Origin of the sequence: Olleya sp. R77988, assembly GCF_044594215.1 — a bacterium.
In the GTDB taxonomy this organism is placed as follows: Bacteria; Bacteroidota; Bacteroidia; order Flavobacteriales; family Flavobacteriaceae; genus Olleya.
In genome coordinates, this window is record NZ_CP138988.1 from 1,179,392 (window position 1) to 1,202,601 (window position 23,210).

General features: G+C 30.5%; 29 protein-coding genes. 14 read left to right on the forward strand and 15 right to left on the reverse strand.

Features of this window, described 5'->3' with window-relative positions:
* Positions 1-44 precede the first annotated feature (44 nt).
* From SJY17_RS05295 to ppk2 (SJY17_RS05310), 4 genes are all read left to right on the forward strand, one after another.
* On the forward strand, positions 45-419 hold the full coding sequence (locus SJY17_RS05295; RefSeq protein ID WP_397364444.1) for a DUF3127 domain-containing protein: 375 nt from the start codon (positions 45-47) through the stop codon (positions 417-419).
* Positions 420-776: 357 nt separating this feature from the next.
* Positions 777-1,394, forward strand: a complete 618-nt coding sequence (gene aat, locus SJY17_RS05300; RefSeq protein WP_397364445.1) for a leucyl/phenylalanyl-tRNA--protein transferase — start codon at positions 777-779, stop codon at positions 1,392-1,394.
* A gap of 58 nt (positions 1,395-1,452) precedes the next feature.
* A complete protein-coding gene (gene ppk2 / locus SJY17_RS05305) occupies positions 1,453-2,301 on the forward strand; it encodes a polyphosphate kinase 2 (RefSeq protein WP_397364446.1) in 849 nt (282 codons plus the stop codon).
* Positions 2,302-2,306: 5 nt separating this feature from the next.
* Positions 2,307-3,131: a polyphosphate kinase 2 gene (gene ppk2 / locus SJY17_RS05310; RefSeq protein WP_397364448.1), complete on the forward strand. Its 825-nt coding sequence runs from the start codon at positions 2,307-2,309 to the stop codon at positions 3,129-3,131.
* 6 nt (positions 3,132-3,137) lie between these two features.
* Here the strand turns inward: ppk2 (SJY17_RS05310) and SJY17_RS05315 are convergent, their stop codons facing one another.
* Positions 3,138-3,701 carry a DNA-3-methyladenine glycosylase I gene (locus tag SJY17_RS05315; protein ID WP_397364449.1) on the reverse strand — a complete coding sequence of 188 codons (564 nt, stop codon included), beginning with the start codon at positions 3,699-3,701 and terminating at the stop codon, positions 3,138-3,140.
* A gap of 78 nt (positions 3,702-3,779) precedes the next feature.
* Between SJY17_RS05315 and SJY17_RS05320 the strand changes: the two genes are divergently transcribed.
* Positions 3,780-4,394 carry a thioredoxin family protein gene (locus SJY17_RS05320; protein WP_397364450.1) on the forward strand — a complete coding sequence of 205 codons (615 nt, stop codon included), beginning with the start codon at positions 3,780-3,782 and terminating at the stop codon, positions 4,392-4,394.
* Between the two features lie 3 nt (positions 4,395-4,397).
* Here SJY17_RS05320 and SJY17_RS05325 read toward each other — a convergent pair whose 3' ends face one another.
* From SJY17_RS05325 to SJY17_RS05360, 8 genes are all read right to left on the reverse strand, one after another.
* On the reverse strand, positions 4,398-5,117 hold the full coding sequence (locus SJY17_RS05325) for an energy transducer TonB (RefSeq protein WP_397364451.1): 720 nt from the start codon (positions 5,115-5,117) through the stop codon (positions 4,398-4,400).
* A gap of 75 nt (positions 5,118-5,192) precedes the next feature.
* Positions 5,193-5,891, reverse strand: a complete 699-nt coding sequence (truB, locus tag SJY17_RS05330) for a tRNA pseudouridine(55) synthase TruB (protein ID WP_397364452.1) — start codon at positions 5,889-5,891, stop codon at positions 5,193-5,195.
* Position 5,892: 1 nt separating this feature from the next.
* Positions 5,893-6,384 (reverse strand): DUF4352 domain-containing protein, encoded by a 492-nt coding sequence (locus tag SJY17_RS05335; RefSeq protein WP_397364453.1) that lies wholly within the window; start codon positions 6,382-6,384, stop codon positions 5,893-5,895.
* Between the two features lie 6 nt (positions 6,385-6,390).
* Positions 6,391-7,209, reverse strand: coding sequence for an undecaprenyl-diphosphate phosphatase (locus SJY17_RS05340; protein WP_397364454.1), 819 nt, complete (start codon positions 7,207-7,209; stop codon positions 6,391-6,393).
* 89 nt (positions 7,210-7,298) lie between these two features.
* Complete coding sequence (locus tag SJY17_RS05345; RefSeq protein WP_397364455.1) at positions 7,299-7,562, reverse strand: DUF3098 domain-containing protein; 264 nt, start codon at positions 7,560-7,562, stop codon at positions 7,299-7,301.
* A 44-nt stretch (positions 7,563-7,606) separates the two neighbouring features.
* Complete coding sequence (locus tag SJY17_RS05350) at positions 7,607-7,750, reverse strand: hypothetical protein (RefSeq protein ID WP_397364456.1); 144 nt, start codon at positions 7,748-7,750, stop codon at positions 7,607-7,609.
* A gap of 149 nt (positions 7,751-7,899) precedes the next feature.
* A complete protein-coding gene (locus SJY17_RS05355; protein WP_397364457.1) occupies positions 7,900-8,589 on the reverse strand; it encodes a hypothetical protein in 690 nt (229 codons plus the stop codon).
* Between the two features lie 18 nt (positions 8,590-8,607).
* A complete protein-coding gene (locus SJY17_RS05360; protein WP_397364458.1) occupies positions 8,608-9,483 on the reverse strand; it encodes a cell division protein FtsX in 876 nt (291 codons plus the stop codon).
* A gap of 137 nt (positions 9,484-9,620) precedes the next feature.
* On the opposite strand from SJY17_RS05360, the gene SJY17_RS05365 reads away from it, so the two are divergent.
* The 7 genes from SJY17_RS05365 (at position 9,621) to SJY17_RS05395 (ending at position 17,034) form a co-directional block, all read left to right on the forward strand.
* Positions 9,621-12,620, forward strand: a complete 3,000-nt coding sequence (locus SJY17_RS05365; RefSeq protein WP_397364459.1) for a leucine--tRNA ligase — start codon at positions 9,621-9,623, stop codon at positions 12,618-12,620.
* On the forward strand, positions 12,610-12,987 hold the full coding sequence (locus SJY17_RS05370) for a hypothetical protein (RefSeq protein ID WP_397364460.1): 378 nt from the start codon (positions 12,610-12,612) through the stop codon (positions 12,985-12,987). Before SJY17_RS05365 ends, SJY17_RS05370 begins: the two co-directional genes overlap by 11 nt.
* Before the next feature lie 5 nt (positions 12,988-12,992).
* A complete protein-coding gene (locus tag SJY17_RS05375) occupies positions 12,993-13,955 on the forward strand; it encodes a hypothetical protein (RefSeq protein WP_397364461.1) in 963 nt (320 codons plus the stop codon).
* A gap of 93 nt (positions 13,956-14,048) precedes the next feature.
* Complete coding sequence (locus tag SJY17_RS05380; protein ID WP_397364462.1) at positions 14,049-14,564, forward strand: hypothetical protein; 516 nt, start codon at positions 14,049-14,051, stop codon at positions 14,562-14,564.
* A gap of 78 nt (positions 14,565-14,642) precedes the next feature.
* A complete protein-coding gene (locus SJY17_RS05385; protein WP_397364463.1) occupies positions 14,643-15,353 on the forward strand; it encodes a zinc metallopeptidase in 711 nt (236 codons plus the stop codon).
* Between the two features lie 80 nt (positions 15,354-15,433).
* Positions 15,434-16,162, forward strand: coding sequence for a Bax inhibitor-1 family protein (locus tag SJY17_RS05390; protein WP_397364464.1), 729 nt, complete (start codon positions 15,434-15,436; stop codon positions 16,160-16,162).
* Positions 16,163-16,527: 365 nt separating this feature from the next.
* Positions 16,528-17,034, forward strand: a complete 507-nt coding sequence (locus SJY17_RS05395; RefSeq protein ID WP_397364465.1) for a hypothetical protein — start codon at positions 16,528-16,530, stop codon at positions 17,032-17,034.
* Between the two features lie 55 nt (positions 17,035-17,089).
* Here SJY17_RS05395 and SJY17_RS05400 read toward each other — a convergent pair whose 3' ends face one another.
* From SJY17_RS05400 to SJY17_RS05415, 4 genes are all read right to left on the reverse strand, one after another.
* Entirely contained in the window at positions 17,090-17,770 is a 681-nt protein-coding gene (locus tag SJY17_RS05400) for a response regulator (protein ID WP_397364466.1), read from the reverse strand.
* Complete coding sequence (locus SJY17_RS05405) at positions 17,760-18,548, reverse strand: sensor histidine kinase (protein WP_397364467.1); 789 nt, start codon at positions 18,546-18,548, stop codon at positions 17,760-17,762. Before SJY17_RS05405 ends, SJY17_RS05400 begins: the two co-directional genes overlap by 11 nt.
* Positions 18,530-19,057 carry a hypothetical protein gene (locus SJY17_RS05410; protein WP_397364468.1) on the reverse strand — a complete coding sequence of 176 codons (528 nt, stop codon included), beginning with the start codon at positions 19,055-19,057 and terminating at the stop codon, positions 18,530-18,532. The genes SJY17_RS05405 and SJY17_RS05410 overlap by 19 nt, the downstream gene beginning before the upstream one ends.
* A gap of 119 nt (positions 19,058-19,176) precedes the next feature.
* On the reverse strand, positions 19,177-19,614 hold the full coding sequence (locus SJY17_RS05415) for a hypothetical protein (protein ID WP_397364469.1): 438 nt from the start codon (positions 19,612-19,614) through the stop codon (positions 19,177-19,179).
* 184 nt (positions 19,615-19,798) lie between these two features.
* Here SJY17_RS05415 and SJY17_RS05420 point away from each other — a divergent pair, with 184 nt between their 5' ends.
* Complete coding sequence (locus SJY17_RS05420; protein ID WP_397364470.1) at positions 19,799-20,326, forward strand: phage tail protein; 528 nt, start codon at positions 19,799-19,801, stop codon at positions 20,324-20,326.
* Positions 20,327-20,404: 78 nt separating this feature from the next.
* Positions 20,405-21,217, forward strand: coding sequence for a T9SS type A sorting domain-containing protein (locus SJY17_RS05425; RefSeq protein WP_397364471.1), 813 nt, complete (start codon positions 20,405-20,407; stop codon positions 21,215-21,217).
* Positions 21,218-21,272: 55 nt separating this feature from the next.
* On the opposite strand, the gene SJY17_RS05430 is transcribed toward SJY17_RS05425, so the two are convergent.
* Positions 21,273-21,743 (reverse strand): Lrp/AsnC ligand binding domain-containing protein, encoded by a 471-nt coding sequence (locus tag SJY17_RS05430; protein WP_397364472.1) that lies wholly within the window; start codon positions 21,741-21,743, stop codon positions 21,273-21,275.
* 77 nt (positions 21,744-21,820) lie between these two features.
* Entirely contained in the window at positions 21,821-23,185 is a 1,365-nt protein-coding gene (locus tag SJY17_RS05435; protein WP_397364473.1) for a saccharopine dehydrogenase family protein, read from the reverse strand.
* Positions 23,186-23,210 lie beyond the last annotated feature (25 nt).

Below are 23,210 nucleotides of genomic sequence, written 5' to 3' on the forward strand. Positions count from 1 at the left end.
TTAGCGATATCAAATTAGACGAATATTTAATAATTATATAGAAAATGGAAGTACAAGGAAAAGTAAAACTAATAGGAGAAACACAAACTTTTGGTAGCAACGGATTTAGAAAAAGAGAATTAGTAGTGACTACTGAAGAGCAATATCCACAACATATTTTGGTAGAGTTTGTTCAAGATAAGTGTGACTTATTAAACAACTACCAAGTTGGTCAAGATGTAAAAGTAAATATTAATTTACGTGGTAGAGAATGGGTTAACCCTCAAGGTGAAACAAAGTACTTTAACTCTATCCAAGGATGGAGAATAGAAGGAGCACAAGCTGCAGCTCCACAAGGAATGCCAGAAGTGCCACCAGCACAAGCTTTTGAACCTGCAAAAGATGTAAAAACGGAAGATCACGACGATTTACCGTTTTAATACGATGCTTGTAAAATAACTAGCTAAATATAAAAACCTCAAAACTATTAGTTTTGAGGTTTTTTTGTACAAAAAAAAGTCTTGCGTTAACAAGACTTTTAGAATAGTGGTTTTAGTTAGTCTTTATATTACAAACTTAAAAAGCAATGATGAACTAATTTTAACTATAAAGACCATTTAAATATCTATAAAATAAGCTTAAAAACAAAGTAAATACTTGACATTTAACACTATAAACGTCACTATATCGTTTTCGTAGCTGATTTTTTTTCTAATTTGAAGTCATAAAATTCATTTTTTAGTTAGTATTTGCTATTTTTCATAAAAAAGGAACATCTCATTTTAAAACCAAATTTTTTGAATATTAATAATTTTTTCCCTGATGTTTCTCTAGCTTCTCAAGATGGTTTATTAGCTATTGGAGGAGATTTAAGTACAGAACGATTATTATCTGCTTACCAAAACGGAATTTTTCCTTGGTTTGAAGATGATGATACCATTTTGTGGTGGTCTCCAGATCCAAGATTTGTTTTGTATCCAAAAGATTTAAAGGTCTCTAAAAGTATGAAGCAAGTATTACGTAATTTTGATTTTGAGGTTACCGTTAATAAAGATTTTGATGCAGTTATAAAAGCATGTGCAGAAGCTAATCGTCCAGGACAAGACGATACATGGATTACAAAAGGAATGATAAAAGCTTATAAAGAATTACACCAATTAGGTTATGCAAAATCTATAGAGGTTTGGCAAAATAACCAATTAGTTGGAGGATTGTATGGAGTAGATCTTGGTAATGGTGTTTTTTGTGGAGAGAGTATGTTTACCAAAGTTAGTAATGCTAGTAAAGTTGGGTTTATCACTTTTATTCAAAACACAAATTACAAGCTTATAGATTGTCAAGTCTATACTAATCATTTAGAAAGCTTAGGTGCTATTGACATTTCTAGAAGCACGTTTTTATCCTACTTAAACTGATAAAAATCATATTTTTATACTAGTATTAATCGCTATCTTAGATACTTAAATTATAAGTATGCTAACAAAAGAAGATTTCGAAAACATTAAAACAAAAGACAAGTTTATAGATCTTTTAAAGTCAAAAGAAGATCCTATACGTGTACAAGCCATTCTTGATTCCATTCAATATGAAAAAGAATTACTACAACTTCAGGCTGAATTTGTAGACTTACAACAATGGGTTGCAAAACATAATAAACGCGTTTGCGTTATTTTTGAAGGACGTGACGCAGCTGGAAAAGGAAGTGCAATAAGACGTTTTATAGAGCATCTTAATCCACGTTCTATGCGTGTAGTAGCGCTTACCAAACCTACAGATGTAGAAAAAGGACAATGGTATTTTAGACGTTATATTAAAGAAATGCCTAATCCAGGAGAAATTGTTTTTTTTGACAGAAGCTGGTATAATCGTGCAGTTGTAGAGCCAGTAATGGGTTTTTGCAATGATGAAGAATACAAAAAATTTATGGTACAAGTTCCAGAATTCGAGCATATGCTTTATGAAGATGGTGTGGAATTAGTAAAGTTTTGGTTTTCAATTTCAAAAGAAGAACAAATAGCAAGATTTAATTCCAGATTAGACAGTCCTTTAAAACGTTGGAAGTTTAGTCCTGTAGATCAGGAAGGTCAAAAAAGATGGGATGATTACACCTTTTATAAAGAGCAAATGTTTAGTAAAACACATACAGCATTTAGTCCTTGGATTATAATTAAAACCAATAATAAAAAGGAAGCAAGACTAGAAAGTATGCAATATGTGTTATCCAAATTTGATTATGATAATAAAGGGAAATCTGGAACTACTTTATTTGCAGACCCTAATGTAGTACAGCGTTATCATAGATTAGTAAAACAAATAGATTAAAGGTTATGTTAGAAAATTTAACAGAAAAAGACTTAAAAAAACTAAATTCTAAAAAAGGGATTAAGCAATTTTTAACTTCAGATAATATTTCTATAACCAAGGTGTTAAGAAATTTAAATTATGAATCGCGTTTAAAATCCTTGCAAGAAGAACTAATTAAACTTCAGCATTGGGTTACCGTAAATAATGAAAAAGTAGTGGTTATTTTTGAAGGTAGAGATGCAGCAGGGAAAGGAGGAGCTATTAGACGTACTACTGAGCATTTAAATCCCAGAGAATTTAAAGTAGTGGCACTTCCAAAACCGACAGATGAAGAAAAAGGACAATGGTATTTTCAGAGATATATCAACCAATTACCAAGAGAAGGTAAGATTGTTTTTTTTGACAGAAGTTGGTATAACAGAGCAATAGTAGAGCCTGTTAATGAGTTTTGTACACAAGAAGAATATAAAACGTTTATGAGTCAAGTCAATCAATTTGAACGTATGATTACAGAATCTGGAATAAGACTTATAAAGTTTTATTTTTCAATTTCTAAAGACGAACAAACTAAACGTTTTGAAGACATTAAATCTAGTCCATTAAAAAAATGGAAATTTAGCCCAGTAGATCAAAAAGCATTAGAGCTTTGGGACGATTATACTGATTATAAAAAGAAGATGTTTAAAAAAACTAACACAAAAATAGCACCTTGGATTGTTATTAATGCCAATAAAAAAACAAAAGCTAGAGTGGAAGCTATTGAGCATATTTTAGACGTTATGCCATATAACCCAAAAGATGAAACGGTTATAGAGCATATTGAAGTGGAAGAAAAGCAAGTGGATTAAAAAGTACTAAACCTCATTATACCTAAAACAATCAACCTCATGGTCATTAACCATTCCAGTTGCTTGCATAAAGGCGTAAACAATTGTACTACCAACAAATTTAAAACCTCGTTTTTTTAAATCTTTACTTAAAGCATCGCTTTCTGGAGTAGTTGCAGGAGCATTTTTATAATTTATAACTTTATTTTTTAGTGGTTTTCCATCAACAAAAGCCCAAAGGTATTTACTAAAACTTCCAAACTCTTTTTGGATATCCATAAATAATTGTGCATTAGTAATTGCAGATCTAACTTTTAGTTTGTTTCTAATAATACCTGCGTTTAGAAGTAATTCTTGTACTTTATCTTCATTATAATTTGCTATCATTTTATAATCAAACTGATTAAAAGCATCAAAAAAATTATTACGTTTTCTTAAAATAGTAATCCAACTTAATCCAGCTTGAAAACTTTCCAGAATTAAAAATTCAAAAAGTGTTGCATCATCATAAACCGGAACTCCCCATTCTTTATCATGATAAGCTTCATATAAGTCGTCACCAACACACCAACCGCATTTATGTTTTGTCATTGTAAGATTTTTTAAATAATTACTACTAATGTAACAACAGTAACTTAAAAAACATAATTGTTACTGTATTTTTGTACTATGGAAGCAATAAATGACATAAATATCAAACAATTATTAAAAGATAGTTTGAAAAACAGTAAAAGCTATCAAGATTATAGAACTTTGGTAACAGATTTAGTTGAAAATAAATCGACTACTGGTCCTAATAAAGAAGAAGCATATGTTAATTATACGATGTTAAATAACAGACGTATGAAACGTTGGGATAAAACTTTAAAGATTGAAGAGTCTATACAAACACACATCAAAAACAAGAAAATTGACCAAACATGGGTTGTCCTAACAGAAAGCTGGTGTGGTGATGCTGCACATGTAATGCCTGCAATTAATAAAGTTGCAGAACTTAATGATGGTATAGATTTTAAAGTGGTATTAAGAGATGAAAACTTACCATTAATGAATCAGTTTTTAACCAATGGTGGTATGTCAATTCCTAAATTAATTTTAATAGATAATACTACCAATGAGGTTGTAAATACTTTTGGACCAAGACCAAGTAAAGCTACTAATTTAGTTAACGATTATAAGGCAAAGCATGGTAGTTTAACTCCAGAGTTTAAAGAAGATTTACAACAATGGTATAACAAAGACAAAGGTCAGACTGCTGTTACAGATTTAGTAGCTTTGATATAAAATTTACTTACCTTTAAATTTAAAAGTAATAGAACCAATTTGTTCTTTTTTATTTGAAGCATTAAACTTAGCTTCTTTAGCATATTCTAAAGCATGTTCTTGTAAGCAAGCATTAGTAGATGTTGAAGAGGTGTTTAAGTAGGCTGAAACTACTTTTCCGTTATTATCTACCTTAACATTAACTACTATTTTTCCTTCTGCATTGCATAAATAAATGGGAATAGGTAAGTACGTATCTGTTCTACCTTTTAATGAATAATAAATAGAACTATTTTTGTTTGCAGTATTACTTTGTGCTGTATTTTGGTTTTTTGTTTGTTTGGATAAAACACTATTTACGCTATTAAAACTAGTTAAAGTTTCTTCCGAAATAGCAGAATTACCTTCACTTATTTTAGAAGATTTATCACTTTTAATACTATTTTTATAGGTTTTTAATTTAGGATTTGTGTAGTCTTTTGGAGGAGCAATAGGTTTATAGGCTTGTGCGTAATGTTTCTGTTTTTCTGATTTATTATAGGCTTTATTAGTAGATTTTGAATTGCTTTTTTGTTCAATACTTTCTGTCAGGTCTTTAATAATCTCAACTTTTTCAATCTCATAAACAGTTTCTGTTGTAGTAACATTCATTTTAAAAACAGTCACATTTAATACAGACAGCATTAAAGTGCCAATAATTAAAAATGTTATAGCTAACGCTTTATGAGAATTATTAAATGTCATACAAATACGATGAAAAAATTGGTTTGGGCTGAGTAGTATTTGATATACGTTTAGAAAACGTAAAAAAGACGTGATTTAGTCCTTTTTTGGGAGATTTTTAATAAAATCGTCTATAGAAAGCCCATTTTTAACCTCAAAATCGCCAATTTTAGTACGACGTAAAACAGATAAATGTCCTCCAGATTGTAATGCTTTTCCAAAATCGTGTGCTAAGGATCGTATATAAGTTCCTTTACTACAAACTACTCTAAACTCAATATTTAGATCCTCGATTTTAGTAATTTCAAACGCTTCAATAGTGATTTTTCTAGACTTAATGTCTACAGTTTCACCAGCTCTTGCATATTCATACAAGCGTTTACCATCTTTTTTTAATGCAGAAAATATTGGAGGAAATTGATCAATTTCGCCTATAAATTGTTTTGTGGTTTCGTGTATTAAAGCGTCTGTAATATGAGCAGTTTCAAAAGTCTCATTTATTTCAGATTCTAAATCGTAAGAAGGTGTAGTGCTTCCTAAAACAATAGTACCTGTATATTCTTTAACTTGACCTTGAAATGTATGTATTTGTTTGGTCATTTTTCCAGTACAAATAACAAGTAATCCAGTTGCTAAAGGGTCTAAAGTTCCTGCATGACCAACTTTAATTTTTTTAATATTAAAGGCTTGACGGATTTCCCAACGTAATTTATTAACAGCCTGAAAAGACGTCCAGTGTAATGGTTTGTCTATTAGTAAAACTTGTCCAGCTTGATAGTCGTCTCCAGTTTTCATATTACATCTTAGCGATACTAAAAGCTTTGCCTTTATAGGTTAATTTGTGCAGTTTTTTATCTGTTGGATACTCAAAAGCAACCTGTCTTGTTTTAGTGCTTTTTCCATTGATTTTAGGTTTTTTAGAACCAAGTAATATTTGTTTTACATCATGTAAATCTCCATTGGAGTCTTGTAGTTTAAAATTAGTCATGTCAATTTTAATATCAGCTTTTGTCTGATTAAAAACTTTAAGGTGAACTAAATAATAAATAAATCCATCTTTAGCTTTTACCTTTGACATTCCTGCCATTTGTGGAATAACACCAGTAAAATAATAACTACCACCTTCAATAGAAACATCAGTCCCTATTTTGCTAATACTTACAAAAACACCATCTTCAATTTCGTAATATTTTGAGTTGTCAACATAACTAATAGCTTGATAAGTTTCTTTACAAGAAGTAACCAATAGAAACAAAAAGATAGAGGATAATATATATGTGTTTTTCATTGATAATTAATTTAAAAACGAAACAATTATTGCAATAACACCTACAATTGCACAGTAAATTGCAAAGTAGCTTAACTTACTTTTTTTAACCAAACTAATCATCCATGTACAAGCAAATAATCCAGCAATAAAGGCTGCAATAAAACCAGCAGATAATGCTGTAATGTTTAAACTTTCAAAAAGGGCATCCTTTTCAATTTGATCTTTACCTATTATATCAAGGATATCTTTAGCAATTTTCCCAAATATTAATGGTACAACCATTAAAAAAGAAAATCGTGCAGCTTTGGTTTTATCATTACCTAATAATACTGATGTTGATATAGTTGCACCACTTCTAGAAATACCAGGAAGTATAGCAATAGCCTGAGAAACTCCTATAATAAAAGCATCTTTAAAAGTTACGTTTTTACCAGTGCTTTTGGCTTTGTCTGCAAAATATAATAGGATAGCTGTTACAATTAACATACAACCAACTAAAAGGATGCTTCCTCCAAAAAGTTGTTCTAATTCTTCTTCAAAATATAAACCAACTAAAGCAGCAGGAACCATTGAAAGGACAATTTTGGTAACAAACTTGGTGTCATCATTCCATTTAAAAGTCAAAAAGCCTTTAATAATTTCTAAAATATCTTTTCTAAAAATAACAATAGTGCTTAAAGCAGTTGCAAAGTGAAGTACTACAGTAAATAGCATGCTTTCTTTTGGGATACTGTTGTCACCTAATATAGCTTTACCTAATTCTAAATGACCACTTGATGATACAGGAAGAAACTCGGTTAATCCTTGTACAATACCTAAAATAATTGAATCTAAAATATCCATGTTGGCAAAAGTATTAAAATACTATGACCAATTGATAATTTGAAGTTGAAATTTAATAATGAAAATCTTTGGCTAAAAAGAAGGAAAATTTAATTGTCTTTTTTTGGACTAGACAATATAGCATACACTTGTATACCAAAACCTATAATAATTAAAGCAGGAGCTAATCTAATACGTCTCCAACTAAAAATAGCATCGCTAAATACATTTGGGTCGTCACTTCCTCCTCCAGACATTAAAGTAAAACCTAGAGCAATACAAGCTAAGCCAATAAACATAAATTTATAGTTGTGTTTACCAAAAATTGGCTGATTTTTTAAACTGAGCTTATTATTTTTATTGCTTTCTCCCAATGTATTGTGTGTGTTTATTTACGACAAATTTAAACTTTTTTATATTAATCGTAAATTGTTTTTGCTGGATGTTTTTTAACCATCACTTTTTCTGCTTGTGCAATTTTAGTTTCAAACTTAGGCTTTGATGTTATTAAGTAGGCAAATATTGCTACTAGACCTATAAATACAAATGTTACTCGTTTCATAATCATTAGTTTTAGATTAATTAAACTTTTAAAGTATTGATTGATCAGTCGCGTTTTATTTTTTTGGTTAAGTAAATATAACGTGCTAAAGTGTAAAGTATTGTTAACAGTAAAGTTAAAAGCTGTTAAATGTTAGTATTTAAAATAGGCTACTTTTTAGGTTTTCCTTTTGTTGAAACATTAAATTTTATACTATCTAACAGATCATAAAGCTCTGATTGATTTATGGTATTAGCGTAAGAAAGCGTAAAAAATAAGCAAAAATCATTCATTAAAGTCGCATAAATTTCTTGTTTAAAACTAACGCCAGAGTAGTCAGCTTTTATTTTTAAAACCGAAAATGAGATACCATCTATAATTTTTGTTTCATAATTATCAGCAAATTTATATCCTACAACAGCATTTTTTAATAAGTTTTTAGATAGGTCTAAGTAATCTTCTACTGTTTTAATTTCTTTGGCTCCTTTTATATTTTCTGCTATAACGGAAAAAGATGGATTGAAAACAATCTCTTTAGTAATAACATCTAGTTCGTTGTATTTAAAAGTGGCAAATAAATTTGCAGTTGTAATGTGTGACGTTTCAACAAATGTTTTAGTAGTCTCATTGTCTCCAAAAAGTTCTTTTACTCCTTCTTTTGTTAAGGCTTCAAATTCTTCTTGAGATTTTAAATTCCAATCTTTATTAAAAGGGATAACCATATCAAAAAACGAGTTTTGATAAGTTTCGTTTTTTACAATACCATAGTCAAATTGGTCAGGAATTTTATTTATTGGTGAAGAATTATTTAGACATGAATATGATAATAATAAACTTAAAAAAACAAATGCTTTTTTCATTTAAAAGGTTGGTTTAGATTAATACAGCTGATCCGTTTTTAAATTTAAAAAACGCTGAGTAGCAAAATGTGTGCTTATCCAAGTAATAATGATTCCTAAAACAAAGATTATTAAAAATAAAGCACCAATTAAAATTGGGCTTTGACGTAAGTTTAATTCTGGAAAAGTTTGGTCTATATAGTAAACAATAAAAGCCAATCCTATTAAAGCAATAACAGCTCCTAAAACACCAAGTTTTATACTTTTCCAAACAAAAGGCTTACGTATAAATCGTTTGGTTGCACCAACCATCTGCATGGTTTTAATAGTAAAGCGCTTAGCATAAACAGATAGTCTAATAGAACTATTAATAAGTAACACAGCAATTAATGTAAAAATAGCACTAAGTAATAACACCCAAAAACTAATTTTTTTAACACGACTATTCATTAATGATACTAAGTCTTTGTCGTATTTAACTTCGTCCACAAAGTTTTTTTCTAAAGCAGTAGTGGATAATTCTTCTAGTTTATCAGAAGTAACAAAGTCCGCTTTTAAATTAACATCAATACTATTTTGTAAAGGATTAAATCCTAAAAACTCCATAAAATCTTCTCCATTTTCGGTTTTCATGGATTCTGCAGCTTGCTCTTTAGAAACGTATACTGTAGATTTTACATAATCTGCTAAAGCCAAACTCTTTTCTAATTGTTTAATCTCGACATCTTTTGCATTGTCTTTTAGGTAGATAGTAACAGCAACTTGCTCTTTAAATAAGTCGGCAACTTTTTTCGCATTAAGGACCAAAAGTCCTAAAACACCTAGTAAAAACAAGACTAAAGCAATGCTTATTACTACAGAAAAGTAAGACGAAATTAATCTGCGTTTTTGATATCTTTCAAAAGAAGAACTCATAAATGGATGTTAGTTTATAATGTAAAAATATAAAAGAAAAATGAAACATATTCATATTAACTATAATTACAACGTCAAACTTTTAATAGTCTTATAATAAGTTTAAATTTGTTGCTTAATTAAGCAGTAAAATACAAATGCAATACCATTTTAACGACATAGAAGCCAAGTGGCAAAAATATTGGGCAGAAAACCAAACATTTAAAGCCTCAAATACTAGTGACAAACCAAAATATTATGTTTTGGATATGTTTCCTTATCCATCTGGAGCAGGATTACACGTTGGTCATCCATTAGGTTATATAGCATCAGATATTTATGCACGTTACAAGCGTCATAAAGGGTTTAATGTATTGCATCCTCAAGGTTATGATAGCTTTGGTTTACCAGCAGAACAGTATGCTATTCAAACTGGTCAACATCCAGCAATAACTACAGAAACTAATATAAAAACTTACAGACGTCAGTTAGATCAAATTGGGTTTAGTTTTGATTGGAGTCGAGAAGTACGTACTTCTAGTCCAGAATATTACAAATGGACACAGTGGATTTTTATCCAATTGTTTGACTCTTGGTACTGCAAACATGGAGATAAAGCGTTTCCTATATCAGAATTAGTTAAGGTTTTTCAAGAAGAAGGAAATGCAGCTGTAGATGCAGTTTGCGATGATAGTGTTGAACAGTTTACTGCTGAACAATGGAATGCTTTTGATGCTACTAAACAACAAGAAATATTACTAAAATACAGATTAACCTATTTAGCTGAAACCGAAGTAAATTGGTGTCCTGCTTTAGGAACCGTTTTAGCTAATGACGAGATTGTAAATGGTGTGTCAGAACGTGGTGGACATCCAGTAATGCGTAAAAAAATGACACAATGGTCTATGCGTATTTCTGCTTATGCAGAACGTTTGTTACAAGGTTTAGATACCATTGATTGGACAGATTCTTTAAAAGAAAGTCAGCGTAACTGGATAGGGAAATCGGTTGGAGCATCAGTAACTTTTAATGTGACTAATCATGATGAAGTTATCGATGTCTTTACAACAAGACCAGACACTATTTTTGGTGTTAGTTTTATGACATTGGCTCCAGAGCACGATTTAGTAAAAACTATAACAACTCCAGATCAAAAAGCTGAAGTTGAAGCTTATATTTTAGCAACTGCAAAACGTAGCGAACGCGATCGTATGGCAGATGTAAAAACCATTTCTGGTGCATTTACAGGTGCCTATGCAGAACATCCTTTTAGTAAAGAACCAATTCCAATTTGGATTGGAGATTACGTTTTAGCTGGTTATGGTACAGGAGCAGTTATGTCTGTGCCTTGTGGTGACCAACGTGATTACGACTTTGCAAAGCATTTTAATATTGCTATTCCAAACATTTTTGAAGGTGTAGATATTTCTGAAGAAGCATTTGCATCTAAAGACAATGTGAAGATTGCAAATAGCGATTTCCTTAACGGAATGAATTATAAAAAAGCTACAAAACGTGCTATTTACGATTTGGAGCAATTAGGGCAAGGACAAGGAAAAACAAACTACAGATTACGTGATGCAGTTTTTTCTAGACAACGATATTGGGGAGAACCATTTCCTGTTTATTACGTAAACGGAATGCCACAAATGATTGATAAAGCACATTTACCAATTACATTACCAGAAGTAGAAAAATATTTACCAACCGAAACTGGCGAACCACCTTTAGGTCGTGCAGACGTTTGGGCTTGGGATACCAATACAAATACTGTTGTTAGTAACGATAAGATTGATAATAAAACCATACATCCTTTAGAACTAAACACAATGCCAGGTTGGGCTGGAAGCTCTTGGTACTTCTTTAGTTATATGGAAGAAAAAGCCAAAAGAGGAGAAGACTTTGCAAGCAAAGATGCACTTAACTATTGGGAAAACGTAGACCTTTATATTGGTGGAAGTGAGCACGCTACAGGACATTTATTATACTCACGTTTTTGGGTGAAGTTTTTAAAAGACAGAGAATTTGTTGGAGTTGACGAGCCTTTTAAAAAGCTGATTAACCAAGGGATGATTCTTGGGACTAGTGCTTTTGTTTATAGAGTTTTTCTTGATAATGATAAAGTTGAAGACATTTTCGTTAGAAATCCATCAAATTATTCAAAAGAAGTAAAAGATGATTTGACAATTTTGGTTAAAGAAGTTAGAGATACATATGTCTCAAAAGGAATTTTTGAAAATGAAAAAGCTAATGAAACAATTAAGAGTTATTTCAAATCTAAAACTAATTTCACTTCTGAGATTTATGATCTAATAGATTTTAACATTCAAAAAGGTCATGTGAATGTTCGATTTGTTAATTCTTCTGACGAACTTGATTTTGAAAGTTTAAAAACTGATTCAGAAACTAAAAGAGAATATAAAGATGCTGAATTCATTCTAGAAGATGGTGTATACAAAGTAGGTCGCGAAGTAGAAAAAATGTCCAAATCCAAGTACAACGTTGTCAATCCAGACAACATTGTGAAAGATTATGGAGCAGACAGTTTACGTCTATACGAAATGTTTTTAGGACCTTTAGAACAAGCTAAACCTTGGAATACAGCAGGTATTACAGGTGTTCATGGTTTCTTAAAAAAACTATGGAAATTGTTTGTTGATGATAATGGATTAAAAGTTAATGATGCAGAACCAACAAAAGACAACTTAAAAACATTACATAAAACCATTAAAAAGGTAGAGGAAGATATCGAGAATTTCTCTTTCAATACTTCAGTTTCTACTTTTATGATTGCAGTAAACGAGTTGACTGCTCAAAAATGTACAAGCAAACAAGTTTTAGAACCTTTACTGGTTTTATTATCTCCTTATGCACCACACGTTGCGGAAGAATTATACAGCCAATTAGGAAATACAGAGTCTATAAGTACAGCTCCTTTCCCTAAGTTTGAAGCTAGTCATTTGGTAGAAAGTTCTAAAAATTATCCAATTTCGTTTAACGGAAAAATGAAATTTACAATGGAGTTATCTTTAGACTTAAGCAAAGACGATATTGAAAAAGCAGTCATGTCTCATGAAAAAACAATTGCACAATTAGATGGTCGTACACCTAAAAAAGTAATTGTTGTTCCTGGTAAAATTGTAAATATTGTTGGATAAAATCAAGCATTTAAAGATAAGTAGAGCTGATAAAATTGGCTTCACTTTCTTTTTTGCTATTGTTTTAAGCACCACTTTAATATGGCTTTTTGAAGAACGTTTTGATCAGGATCAATGGTTTAGTCAACGCAATTTACGTTATAAAATGGCAGACGATATTATTGATAGTAAGTTGCTAATTAATAAAACTAAAAAGGAAGTTATTACCTTGTTAGGTCCAGAATCACCATCAGAACTTGAAGGTAGAGAACACCTAAGTTATAGGTTAGGAAAAACACCAAGTTTTTTTGAATCAAAAGAGGAAATATTGGTTGTCATTTTTAAGAATGGTAAAGTAAGCCATGTTATAAATAGAGAGCAAAATTAAAAAGAATGAAAAAAGGTTTAATCATCCTATTACTTTTTCCAATAGTAGCTTGGTCACAAGCTTACGCTGGTTATGTTGGAAAAATCCCTATTCATTTAGAGATTTCAATCAATGAAAATGATGACGACCCAACAAAAGGACGATTAGATGGTTGTTATTTTTACGATTCAAAGCTTATAAGCATTCCATTAAGTGGTGTTTTTGATAATGATAACTACACTATGGTTGATGGTTATCATTATTTTGAGGATAGTGTAAATGATGCTGATGAGGTTTTTAATCTTCAAAAAAACGGAAACCAACTTATAGGAACTTTAAAACTAAAAGAGGACACCTTTAAAGTTGTATTAACTAAAACAGAGGAAGATCCAATCGATGATTATAGAGATCCAAAACTAACGTTTATAAAAGACAGTGTATCGACTTATCAGGATAAGCAATTGGTTTGGTTTCACGAAAAATATTCTGGAGCGCAACTATTTAGATTAGGTAATGGATTTACCCAACAACAAAGAGAAACATTTAATCTAAAACTAGATAGTTTGCATTTAGAAGATGCAACTGGTGCTTTAGACTGTAACTCTTGGTTTGAATTATCGCATACCATCCATTTGGTAGATTCTCAGTTTATAAGTTTTAGGAAAAGTTATAGTGTCTATTGTGGTGGTGCACATCCATCACATGGAACTGTAGGTTATACTTTTGATTTGACAACGCTTAAGCTAATTGATACTATAGAAACGTTATATCCTGAGGTTGATTTTTTTAAGCTTTTGAAAGATAAATATCAAGACGAAACGGATGAGTTTCAAGATGAATGTGACGTATTTACCGAAGCTTCTAATTGGGATTATAAACAATGGAATTTGACACCCAAAGGGGTTAATTTAACGCCAAGTTATCCACATGCAATGACAGCTTGTGAAGATGATTACTTTTTGTCTTACGACGAAATATCAAAGGATTAGAATACAACCTTAAGTCTGTATTAGTAATTTTCAATTTTTAAGAAAAACCTTCACTCTTTTTAAATAATATTATATTTAATAAATTATAGAATTATGAAACAGCTTCTTTTATCACTATTTATTCTAGGCTTTATTTCCGCGAAAGCGCAAGACAAAATATTTCCAGACGATTTTTTAGGTGTCTATAAAGGTGATCTAGAAATTACAAATGCAAAAGGAAAGCAAAGTGTTGGCATGGAGTTTCACTTAACTGCAACAGACTTGGTTGACGTCTATAACTATGTTCTGGTTTACATGATAAATGGAGAGCCAAGCCCAAGAAACTATACATTAAAGGTTAAGGATAAATCAAAAGGCGAGTTTGTTATAGATGAAAATAATGGAATTATACTAAATGCAAAACTGGTAGATAATACCTTATATAGCGTCTTTGAAGTGTCAGAAAATTTGCTAATTACTACAGAGCGTTTTTTTGATGATAAAATGGAGTTTGAAATAATATTTTCTGGTAAAGACGCAAAATTAGTTAATGAAGGTAATGAGGAAACTCCAATGGTAACTAGTTATCCAGTAACGGTTACCCAAAAAGCAATATTAATAAAGCAATAGTCTGACATTTTTTCTTAAAAATAAATTGGCTTACTTTTTGTTATATTTATAGTATTAACTTTTAAAAATAAATACAATATGATGACAGGACATATGGGTTATTATATCCTAATTGGAGTAATTGGGTTAATTAGTAGCCTAGTTAGCGGAAAATTAAAAAGTAAATTTGCGCATTATTCCAAAGTGCATTTACGTAATGGAATGACAGGAGCAGAGATTGCTAAAAAGATGTTAGCGGATAACGGAATAACAGATGTTGAGGTTATTTCTGTTAAAGGACAATTAACGGATCATTATAATCCTACAAATAAAACGGTTAACTTAAGTGAAGTTGTTTATGGCCATGCCAATGCAGCAGCAGCAGCAGTTGCAGCTCATGAAGTTGGACATGCAGTGCAACATGCAACAGCTTATAAATATTTAACAATGCGTAGTAAATTAGTACCAGTTGTACAGTTAACATCTAGTATGTCTCAATGGGTCATTTTTGGAGGTATTGCATTAATGGCTTCCAATGCTTTAGGAGCTAGTGGACTATACGTAGCGATTGCTGGATTAGCAATGATGGGTTTTGCTACTTTATTTAGCTTTGTAACACTACCAGTAGAGTATGATGCAAGTAACAGAGCTTTGGCTTGGTTAAAGTCTAAAAACATAGTAACTCAAGAAGAATATGCTGGATCTGAAGATGCACTTAAATGGGCAGCCAGAACGTATTTAGTTGCTGCAATTGGTGCATTAGCCTCTTTATTATATTGGGCTATGCAAATTTTAGGTAATAGAAGATAAAAATAATTAAGACCTTATTATTAAAAAAGTCAGGTTACTTTTTTACATTTGAGCAACCAATTTAAAACAATCAATAATTTATGGAAAACAATTTTGAAAACAATTATGACAACTATCAAGGCGGAAGTACACATTTAAGAGTGGCTTCTGAAGCAGATAGAACAGTATTTTACAAAAAAACGTATGGTCATGTAGCAGGTGGAGTTTTGTTATTTGTACTGTTTGAATACTTATTACTTCAAAGTAGTGTTGTAGTAGATTTTATGCTGTCCATGACAGTAGGTTATAAATGGTTATTGCTTTTAGGCGGATTTATGTTAGTGACTACTTATGCAGAAAGTACAGCAATGAAAACTGCAGATAAAAGTAAACAGTATTTAGCTTATGCTATTTATGTTTTAGCCCAAGCGGTAATTTTTGTGCCTATGATATATGTTGCAGCTTTTTATATGGAAACTGGTTCAGAAATGCTACAGCAAGCAGCATTGGTTACTTTAGCTTTATTTACTGGTTTAACAGCAGTAGTAATGTTAACAGGTAAAGATTTTTCGTTTTTAAAAGCTGGATTAACTATTGGTTTTTTTATAGCTTTAGGATTAATTATAGCAGGAACAATTTTTGGATTTGATTTAGGGCTTTGGTTTTCTGGAGCTATGTGCTTATTAGCAGCAGGTTCAATTTTATATCAAACGTCACAAATAGTAAATAAATACACTACAGAAGATTATATTCCAGCAGCATTAGGTTTATTTGCTTCTTTAATGTTATTATTCTGGTATATTCTTAGAATATTTATGTCAAGAGATTAAAAAATTAACTTCATTTAAAAAAAGCATCTAATTAATTAGATGCTTTTTTGTTTTCTATGGTTACTCAAAAAGTAATAACCTCTTTGTTTTAATAGTGTTTTTATTTATATATAATAAATTGATTTGCAATTAATTACAAAAAAATATTCCTTACGTGTATGTACTTGATTTTTTAAAAGCGAATTATACTTTTGTCTAGAAGTATAATCTCCCTTTATTTAAAAGACGTGATTTTACGCTACTATACGTTGCCATAAATCTAGAACTTTGTATTGTTCATTTACAGTGTTGCAACCATAAAATTGAATAGGTAGAAGTCGAAAAACCTATAAAAGAGTAGACAAAAAATTATAAATAATAATATTATGGCAAAAGTAAACGTAACAAATATAACAGTAAATGTAAACGAGTTTCAAACAGCGTATACAAATTGTGGATTAGGTACAATACCTGCAGGAACAACAGTTAGTGGAGCTGTTGCAGCTCTTGATTCTAAGTTAAAAAAAGACATTTCAACTGAATGGCCATCAGCATTTCCAACTTATGCGAGTTATCAAGAAGACAGTGCTATCATGGCACCTTGGAAAGATAATATTGGTGGTTCTATACCAAAATGTGTTGTAGATGCTATTACACAAGATTTTGACTCATGGGATTTACCTGTTGATGTAGCTACCATAAAAAATATGGCAAAGCAAATTACACAGGAAGTTGCAAACAATGGAGGGTCAACAGGAACGTTTTTTGGAAAATCTCAATTAGGTGGTGCTGCAACTCTATATTGGGGAGTAGGTTTTGCTACTGCACCAGTGGTTAATAGTCCTGAAGAAATCGGTATTATTTATGCTTTTTCAGCATTAGTAGATTACTAATACTGAATTTGATTTTAAAAAAAAAGGCTGTTTGATTTTTATCATTCAGTCTTTTTTATAAAGTATCATTTTCTAAAGAAACTAACTTGTTTTTCAACCCATAAATCACCAATCCAGCAACATTTTTAGATTCGGTTTTAAGTAACAAATTATTACGATGACCTTCAACAGTTCTTGGGCTAATAAATAATTTTTCTGCTATATCATTAGTCGTTAACTGTTGGCAAATAAGTTCTAAAACCTCTATTTCACGTTTGGTAAAATAAGAGGCGTCAAAATTAGATTTTACTTTTTTGTCTGTAGGGTTTACAAGACTTTCATGAATATATTGCATGACTTCTTCGTCATAATAAAAGCCTTTTTTAGCAACCTCTTCAATAGTTTTAATCATTAATGCAGGAGTACTGTTTTTTGCTAAATAAGCTACAGCTCCAATAGATATCATATTTAATATAAAAGGTTTACTAAAATAACTAGTAAGAGCAATAACCTTTATATCTGGAAATTCTTTTCTAATTAATTTAGTGACTTCAACACCATTAAGTTGAGGCATTTTAAGATCTGTAACTACAATTTCTGGAAGCTCAATAGCGCTTCTTAATAACTGTATTAAATGCTCGCCATTTTCTGCATCAAAAAGAACTTCTATATTCTCATTACTTTCTAAAATAGCTTTAAGTCCTTGTCTAAACAAGAGTTCATCGTCTGCCAATACTATTTTTATTTTATGCTTCATAAATACAGCGGATTATAAATTGACTGCCACTATTTGGTGTGCTTTCTATTTTTAATTTTCCATTTAAAATTTTCACTCTACTCTTAATGTTTTGTAACCCTATTCCAGGTTTTTCTTTAGCTTCTTTAACTGTAAAACCTTTACCGTTATCTTGATATCTTAAAACAAAACCAGTAGCATTTTGTTCCATATAAATTACCAATTCACTAGCTTTTCCATGTCTAATAGAATTGTTAATGAGTTCTTGGACAATTCTAAAAACATGTAATTGATTGGTTTTAGATAATATTGAAAGCGTTTCAATATTGCTTTCAATGTCAATATTGGTATTTGCAGAACATTCTTCAAATAACTCTTCTAAAGCAGCTTTAAGACCAAATTTATCTAAAATTGGAGGTAATAAATCGTGTGCTATTCTTCTAGAACTTTCTAGAGTTCCTGTTGTTATTTCTAAAATTTGCTCTAATGTTTTTCGTTGTTTTTTATTTATAGTTTTATCTACTAATAATACATTTGTAGAAAGACTCACGATATTTAGTTTTGAACTAATAGCATCATGCAAATCTTGAGCAATACGCTTTCTTTCTCTTTCTTGAATATCAATAGAAGTTTGTAATATTTTTTGTTGATTATCTAATTTTAAAGTTGCTTTTTCTAACTCCTTTTGCACTATTTTTTGTCTTGAATAATGAAAGAACAGTATCAGACCTGTAGTTATTAAAACTAAAAATATGATACCATAAACTAAAGCCTGTATGATTATTTTTTTGTTTTCCATAAATTCTTTTTCCACTCAATACATATTAAAATCAAATAACCTACATAAAGTATTTTGTTTATAAACCAAATACCTTTTACTGACATAACACCTTTTTGACTCGCTAAAAAATCGCCTAATATAAAAATCAGTGTACTGGTTGTTAGGTAAATCAACACTCCTGCATTAATATACATATACTTACCTGGTTTAGTCAAAGAATTATATAAATGAATTACAGAGTAGATGACTAATGGTAATGATGTTATTAAAATTTCTAATAAGTTAAACTTATAAAATAAGCTTGGTCTATTTGTGTATTGAATAATTAGGGTTGTAATTACTAGAGTCGATACAATATGTAAATATCTAATTTGTTTTTTTGTAAATAATTCTCGATAAAAAAGAGACAGAAAAACAAATTGTAAAATGAAATAAAAGTGAGATAAAAACAAATTATTTGGACGTTCTACTAATTGAACAATAAGTAAGCTTATTGTTAGTACTAAAAAGGCCGATACTAAATACATTGTATAGTATTTAAGAGCTTTATTTTTTTTATCAATATTATAACTTTTAGCGTATAATATGGTATTAATAAAGACTAATAAAACTCCTAAATAACTAAATATTTCACTAATTGATAGCATTAAAAAAGAGGACTACCTTCGTCACACTCACTTGGACATGGGTCTGTAAAATCAAATACACCACTACCTACTGGGTCGACTAATGCGTTGGAATTAGTTCTTCGTCCTTCTATAATATCGATTATATTTCCTTCTGTGTCTTTAGTAGTACCAACAATAAGTAATTTTTCTCCAAAACCTTCTTCTTGGCTTGGGTCAATTGCCATATATGCTCTTATGCCAGAGTTATTTACTATATCTGTTACTTTGTAAGAACCATCTTGTTCCTTTACTAAAGCACCCATTTCTAGCATACACGCCATTAAATCTAATGCAGGCATTAAAAAAGCTTTAGCATGATTTGGATTTGCAGATTGCCAGTTTTTAGCTAAAGTTTTGGCTCTTTCAATAGGAATGTTTAAAGGCGTTAATAAGCCTAAAGTTTTTAAAGTACTCATAATAATAGAATTTAAATTGATTAATAGACTTTAAAGCTACGTGATATTTTTATTAAAATAACTATCAAATTAAAAAACAGGTATTTCTACTTGATTTCATGTTCGGGTATAATTGCTCTTATATAAGGATGCTATAAATTATAATTTTGGAGTCGTTATTAATCAATTTAAAACTTAAAAAAATATGGAACAGTTTATTGGACAAATTATGATGTTCGGAGGAAACTTTGCCCCAAGAAGTTGGGCACTTTGCGACGGACAGTTATTAGCAATCACGCAATATCAAGCATTATTCTCAATTTTAGGAACCACTTATGGAGGTGATGGAAGAACAACTTTCGGATTACCAGACCTTAGAGGTAGAGTACCTGTACATGCTGGTAGTGAACCAGGTTTGCCAGTTGTAAGATTAGGTCAAAAAGGAGGTGAAGCTACAGTAACTCTTAATGTTAATCAAATACCAGCACATGGTCATAGTGCTGCTATTGAAGCTGTTAGTCCACTTCCTAGAGGTGTTGCAGCTGGACCAAACCCAACGAATGCATATAACGCAGAAGGAGGCGTTTATGCAGAAGGGAAAAATGCTAAAATGGCAGCAGATAGTGTTTCTATTGGACAAACAGGAGGTAATCAAGCGCATGATAATATGCAACCTTTTCAAGGTGTTAATTATATTATTGCTTTAGATGGTTTATATCCATCAAGAAGCTAATTAAAAAAAACAACTTTTAACTAAGGGCATGATGAGTTTAAATTATGCCTTTAGTTTTTATTATTAAACTTTATTATTATGAAAAAAAAATACACTTTAAAAAAAGTAATTACAAATAACATCATGTTTTGTTGCTTACTATTATTTAGCTACTCTGTAAAGGCACAAAACTTGAATTTTACTATTGATACAGCAGTAGATGATGGTGTTAGTATTACAGAAACACTTATAGTAGGTCCTGACACTTATGTTTTGCTAATGGATGTTCCAGGTACTGGAGCAGAAACTATAGTACCTTTATCTGGAACTGATTTAATATTTTATTTAGGTAGTACTACTAGTAATAATACATTTAGTTTGACACTTACTAAAAATGGTAATCCAACAGATTTTAAATTAAACGGAATAGATTATGATACTTTAGAAGATGGGTTTATTTCACTTTTAAATCAAGATGACCAAGAGATTTCATCAAACCAAGAATATTTAGTCGGATCTGGTGCAATCAACATTGACAATGCAAGTAATGCAGCAATTATTACTGAAATTAAAATTATTCAACCAGATGCAACTGATAATACCGATTTTGCATTTCATAATATTGATCTAGATGTTCTTGATACTTTAAGTATAGAAGATGAAGTGTTAAGTGAAGGCGTTAAAATTTATCCAAATCCGTCAAATGGAAATATTACAATTAAAAATTCTGGTATTGCACTAAATGAAGTTATTGTTGTAGATATTAATGGACGTACAATTTTAACTCAAAATTTAAAAGGAGTAACAACAGATAAAAATTTAGATTTAAGTTCAGATTTATCTTCAGGCTTGTATTTTATGACGATTTCTTCTGAAAATACATCAACAGTAAAAAAACTAATTATTAAATAAATTATTACATCAATTAAACTTGAAAAAGGGCTTCTTTAATTTTGAAGCTCTTTTTTTATATCTTAATCTGCCTATCAATTTGTTGGTCTAAAGAAATAAAGGTTTCTGTTCTGGAAACACCTTCAATAGATTGGATTTCGCTATTTAATAAATGCATTAAATGCTCGTTATCCTTACAAAGGATTTTAATTAAAATACTCCAATTTCCAGTAGTATAATGACATTCTAAGACTTCTGGTATTTTTTTAAGTTGTTTTACTGCATCAGGATTACTAATTGCTTTATCTAAATAAATACCAACAAAAGCCATAGTTGAATACCCTAAAACTTTAGGGTTTATAACAAATTTAGAGCCAGCAATTAGTTTAGACTTTTCAAGCTTACGTAATCGTTGGTGGATTGCAGCTCCAGAAATACCAACTTGTCTGGCAATTTCTAAAACTGGTGTCCTAGCATCCTCCATTAATGCACGTAGTATCTTTTTATCTATACCATCTATGATTATGTTGTTATTTGTAGTTTTCAAATCGATTAAGGTTATAGTTTAAAACATAAATGTAATCAAACTATTTTAAACTGAAATTTAAAAACCTAGTTTTTGCTTTAAACGTTTAAAGGATTATAACCTAAATAAGGGACTTCTTGTTCTTTAAAAACTATTCCGTAGTCTTCCAATTCTTTTAAAATAGGAGTATATACTTCTTTAGTAATTGGTATTTGTACTCCTGGTGTTTTGATTTTTCCGTTTAAAATCGCTAATGCAGCTATAGCAACAGGTAAACCAACGGTTTTAGCCATAGCTGTATATGTTTGATCTTCTCCAAGGGTAACCATTGTAGCATCAATTTGATGGTTTTTACCATTTAACTCGTAACCAAATTTATGGTACATTACTATCATATCTTTATCATCTGGAGCTAAAGTCCAGCTGTCTAATAATATTTTTTGTAAGATTTGGGCTGGTGTTGCTTTTTTTAGTTCAACCATTTTTGTTCTACTAAAAATGTCTAACTCTACAAATTTATCCCAAATAATATCATCTTGATCAATTTTTAATGCATGTCTAAATTTAAGCTCTACAGAGTCAGTAGGACTATAAGGTAAAAATGCATTTACAAAATCACGATAACTCATGTTTTCGCTATCATCAATAGTATAGCTATCATCTGTCATGCCTAAAGCAGCAAAGACTTGCCAAGCTCTAGAAAATCCTACGCGACGCATAGTTCCTCTATATAATGTTCTAATGTTTTCTAAACCGTAGACGCTTTGGTATTTTAAAGAATCACGATTTGCATAAGCTTCAAAACGTCCAAAGCCTTCTATTTCTAAAAACTCTGTACGTCTAAACAAACGATTGTATGGTATGTATTTATAAGTGTTTTCTTGAAGAAATTTTGCTGCACCACCTTGACCAGCAGTAACAACGTTTCTTGGATTCCAAGTAAACTTATAATTCCATAGATTATTATCGTCTTCTGGAGCAACTAATCCACCAGTAAAAGATTCAAATAATATAATTTTTCCTCCTTTATCTCTAATACGATCTAAGACTTGCATGGCACTCATATGGTCAATTCCTGGATCTACACCAATCTCGTTCATAAACACTAAACCTTTTGCTTTAGCATCTTTATCTAGCGCTTCCATTTCTTTACTGACGTATGAAGCAGTAACCATGTTTTTTCCAAAAGTGATGCAATCTTTTGCAACTTCAATATGAAATCTGGCTGGTAACATAGACACAACTATATCTGCATTTTTAACAGCGTTTTCTCTAGATGTAGTATTAAAAACATCAAGCATAATAGCTTTGGCATTTGGATGATTTCCAACCATTTTTTTAGCACTTTCTATATTTAAATCTCCAACAGTTATCTGTAAGTTTTCAGATTTAGATTTGTCTAATAAATATTTTATCAAGTAAGAGGTTGATTTTCCAGAACCTATGACTAAAATTTGTCGCATAATTGAGAATTGTTGAGTATTTTTG

Excerpts from the sequence above, each read along its gene's own strand:
- ppk2 (WP_397364446.1), top strand. The coding sequence starts at position 1,453 with ATGCTAACAAAAGAAGATTTCGAAAACATTAAAACAAAAGACAAGTTT.
- SJY17_RS05405 (WP_397364467.1), bottom strand. The coding sequence starts at position 18,548 with ATGGAAAACAAAAAAATAATCATACAGGCTTTAGTTTATGGTATCATA.
- truB (WP_397364452.1), bottom strand. The coding sequence starts at position 5,891 with ATGAAAACTGGAGACGACTATCAAGCTGGACAAGTTTTACTAATAGAC.
- SJY17_RS05410 (WP_397364468.1), bottom strand. The coding sequence starts at position 19,057 with ATGTATTTAGTATCGGCCTTTTTAGTACTAACAATAAGCTTACTTATT.
- SJY17_RS05340 (WP_397364454.1), bottom strand. The coding sequence starts at position 7,209 with ATGGATATTTTAGATTCAATTATTTTAGGTATTGTACAAGGATTAACC.
- SJY17_RS05395 (WP_397364465.1), top strand. The coding sequence starts at position 16,528 with ATGGCAAAAGTAAACGTAACAAATATAACAGTAAATGTAAACGAGTTT.
- SJY17_RS05400 (WP_397364466.1), bottom strand. The coding sequence starts at position 17,770 with ATGAAGCATAAAATAAAAATAGTATTGGCAGACGATGAACTCTTGTTT.
- SJY17_RS05350 (WP_397364456.1), bottom strand. The coding sequence starts at position 7,750 with ATGAAACGAGTAACATTTGTATTTATAGGTCTAGTAGCAATATTTGCC.
- SJY17_RS05425 (WP_397364471.1), top strand. The coding sequence starts at position 20,405 with ATGAAAAAAAAATACACTTTAAAAAAAGTAATTACAAATAACATCATG.
- SJY17_RS05385 (WP_397364463.1), top strand. The coding sequence starts at position 14,643 with ATGATGACAGGACATATGGGTTATTATATCCTAATTGGAGTAATTGGG.
- SJY17_RS05375 (WP_397364461.1), top strand. The coding sequence starts at position 12,993 with ATGAAAAAAGGTTTAATCATCCTATTACTTTTTCCAATAGTAGCTTGG.
- SJY17_RS05335 (WP_397364453.1), bottom strand. The coding sequence starts at position 6,384 with ATGAAAAACACATATATATTATCCTCTATCTTTTTGTTTCTATTGGTT.
- SJY17_RS05360 (WP_397364458.1), bottom strand. The coding sequence starts at position 9,483 with ATGAGTTCTTCTTTTGAAAGATATCAAAAACGCAGATTAATTTCGTCT.
- SJY17_RS05355 (WP_397364457.1), bottom strand. The coding sequence starts at position 8,589 with ATGAAAAAAGCATTTGTTTTTTTAAGTTTATTATTATCATATTCATGT.
- SJY17_RS05420 (WP_397364470.1), top strand. The coding sequence starts at position 19,799 with ATGGAACAGTTTATTGGACAAATTATGATGTTCGGAGGAAACTTTGCC.
- SJY17_RS05390 (WP_397364464.1), top strand. The coding sequence starts at position 15,434 with ATGGAAAACAATTTTGAAAACAATTATGACAACTATCAAGGCGGAAGT.
- SJY17_RS05325 (WP_397364451.1), bottom strand. The coding sequence starts at position 5,117 with ATGACATTTAATAATTCTCATAAAGCGTTAGCTATAACATTTTTAATT.
- SJY17_RS05295 (WP_397364444.1), top strand. The coding sequence starts at position 45 with ATGGAAGTACAAGGAAAAGTAAAACTAATAGGAGAAACACAAACTTTT.
- SJY17_RS05365 (WP_397364459.1), top strand. The coding sequence starts at position 9,621 with ATGCAATACCATTTTAACGACATAGAAGCCAAGTGGCAAAAATATTGG.
- ppk2 (WP_397364448.1), top strand. The coding sequence starts at position 2,307 with ATGTTAGAAAATTTAACAGAAAAAGACTTAAAAAAACTAAATTCTAAA.
- SJY17_RS05435 (WP_397364473.1), bottom strand. The coding sequence starts at position 23,185 with ATGCGACAAATTTTAGTCATAGGTTCTGGAAAATCAACCTCTTACTTG.
- SJY17_RS05415 (WP_397364469.1), bottom strand. The coding sequence starts at position 19,614 with ATGAGTACTTTAAAAACTTTAGGCTTATTAACGCCTTTAAACATTCCT.
- SJY17_RS05380 (WP_397364462.1), top strand. The coding sequence starts at position 14,049 with ATGAAACAGCTTCTTTTATCACTATTTATTCTAGGCTTTATTTCCGCG.
- SJY17_RS05320 (WP_397364450.1), top strand. The coding sequence starts at position 3,780 with ATGGAAGCAATAAATGACATAAATATCAAACAATTATTAAAAGATAGT.
- SJY17_RS05315 (WP_397364449.1), bottom strand. The coding sequence starts at position 3,701 with ATGACAAAACATAAATGCGGTTGGTGTGTTGGTGACGACTTATATGAA.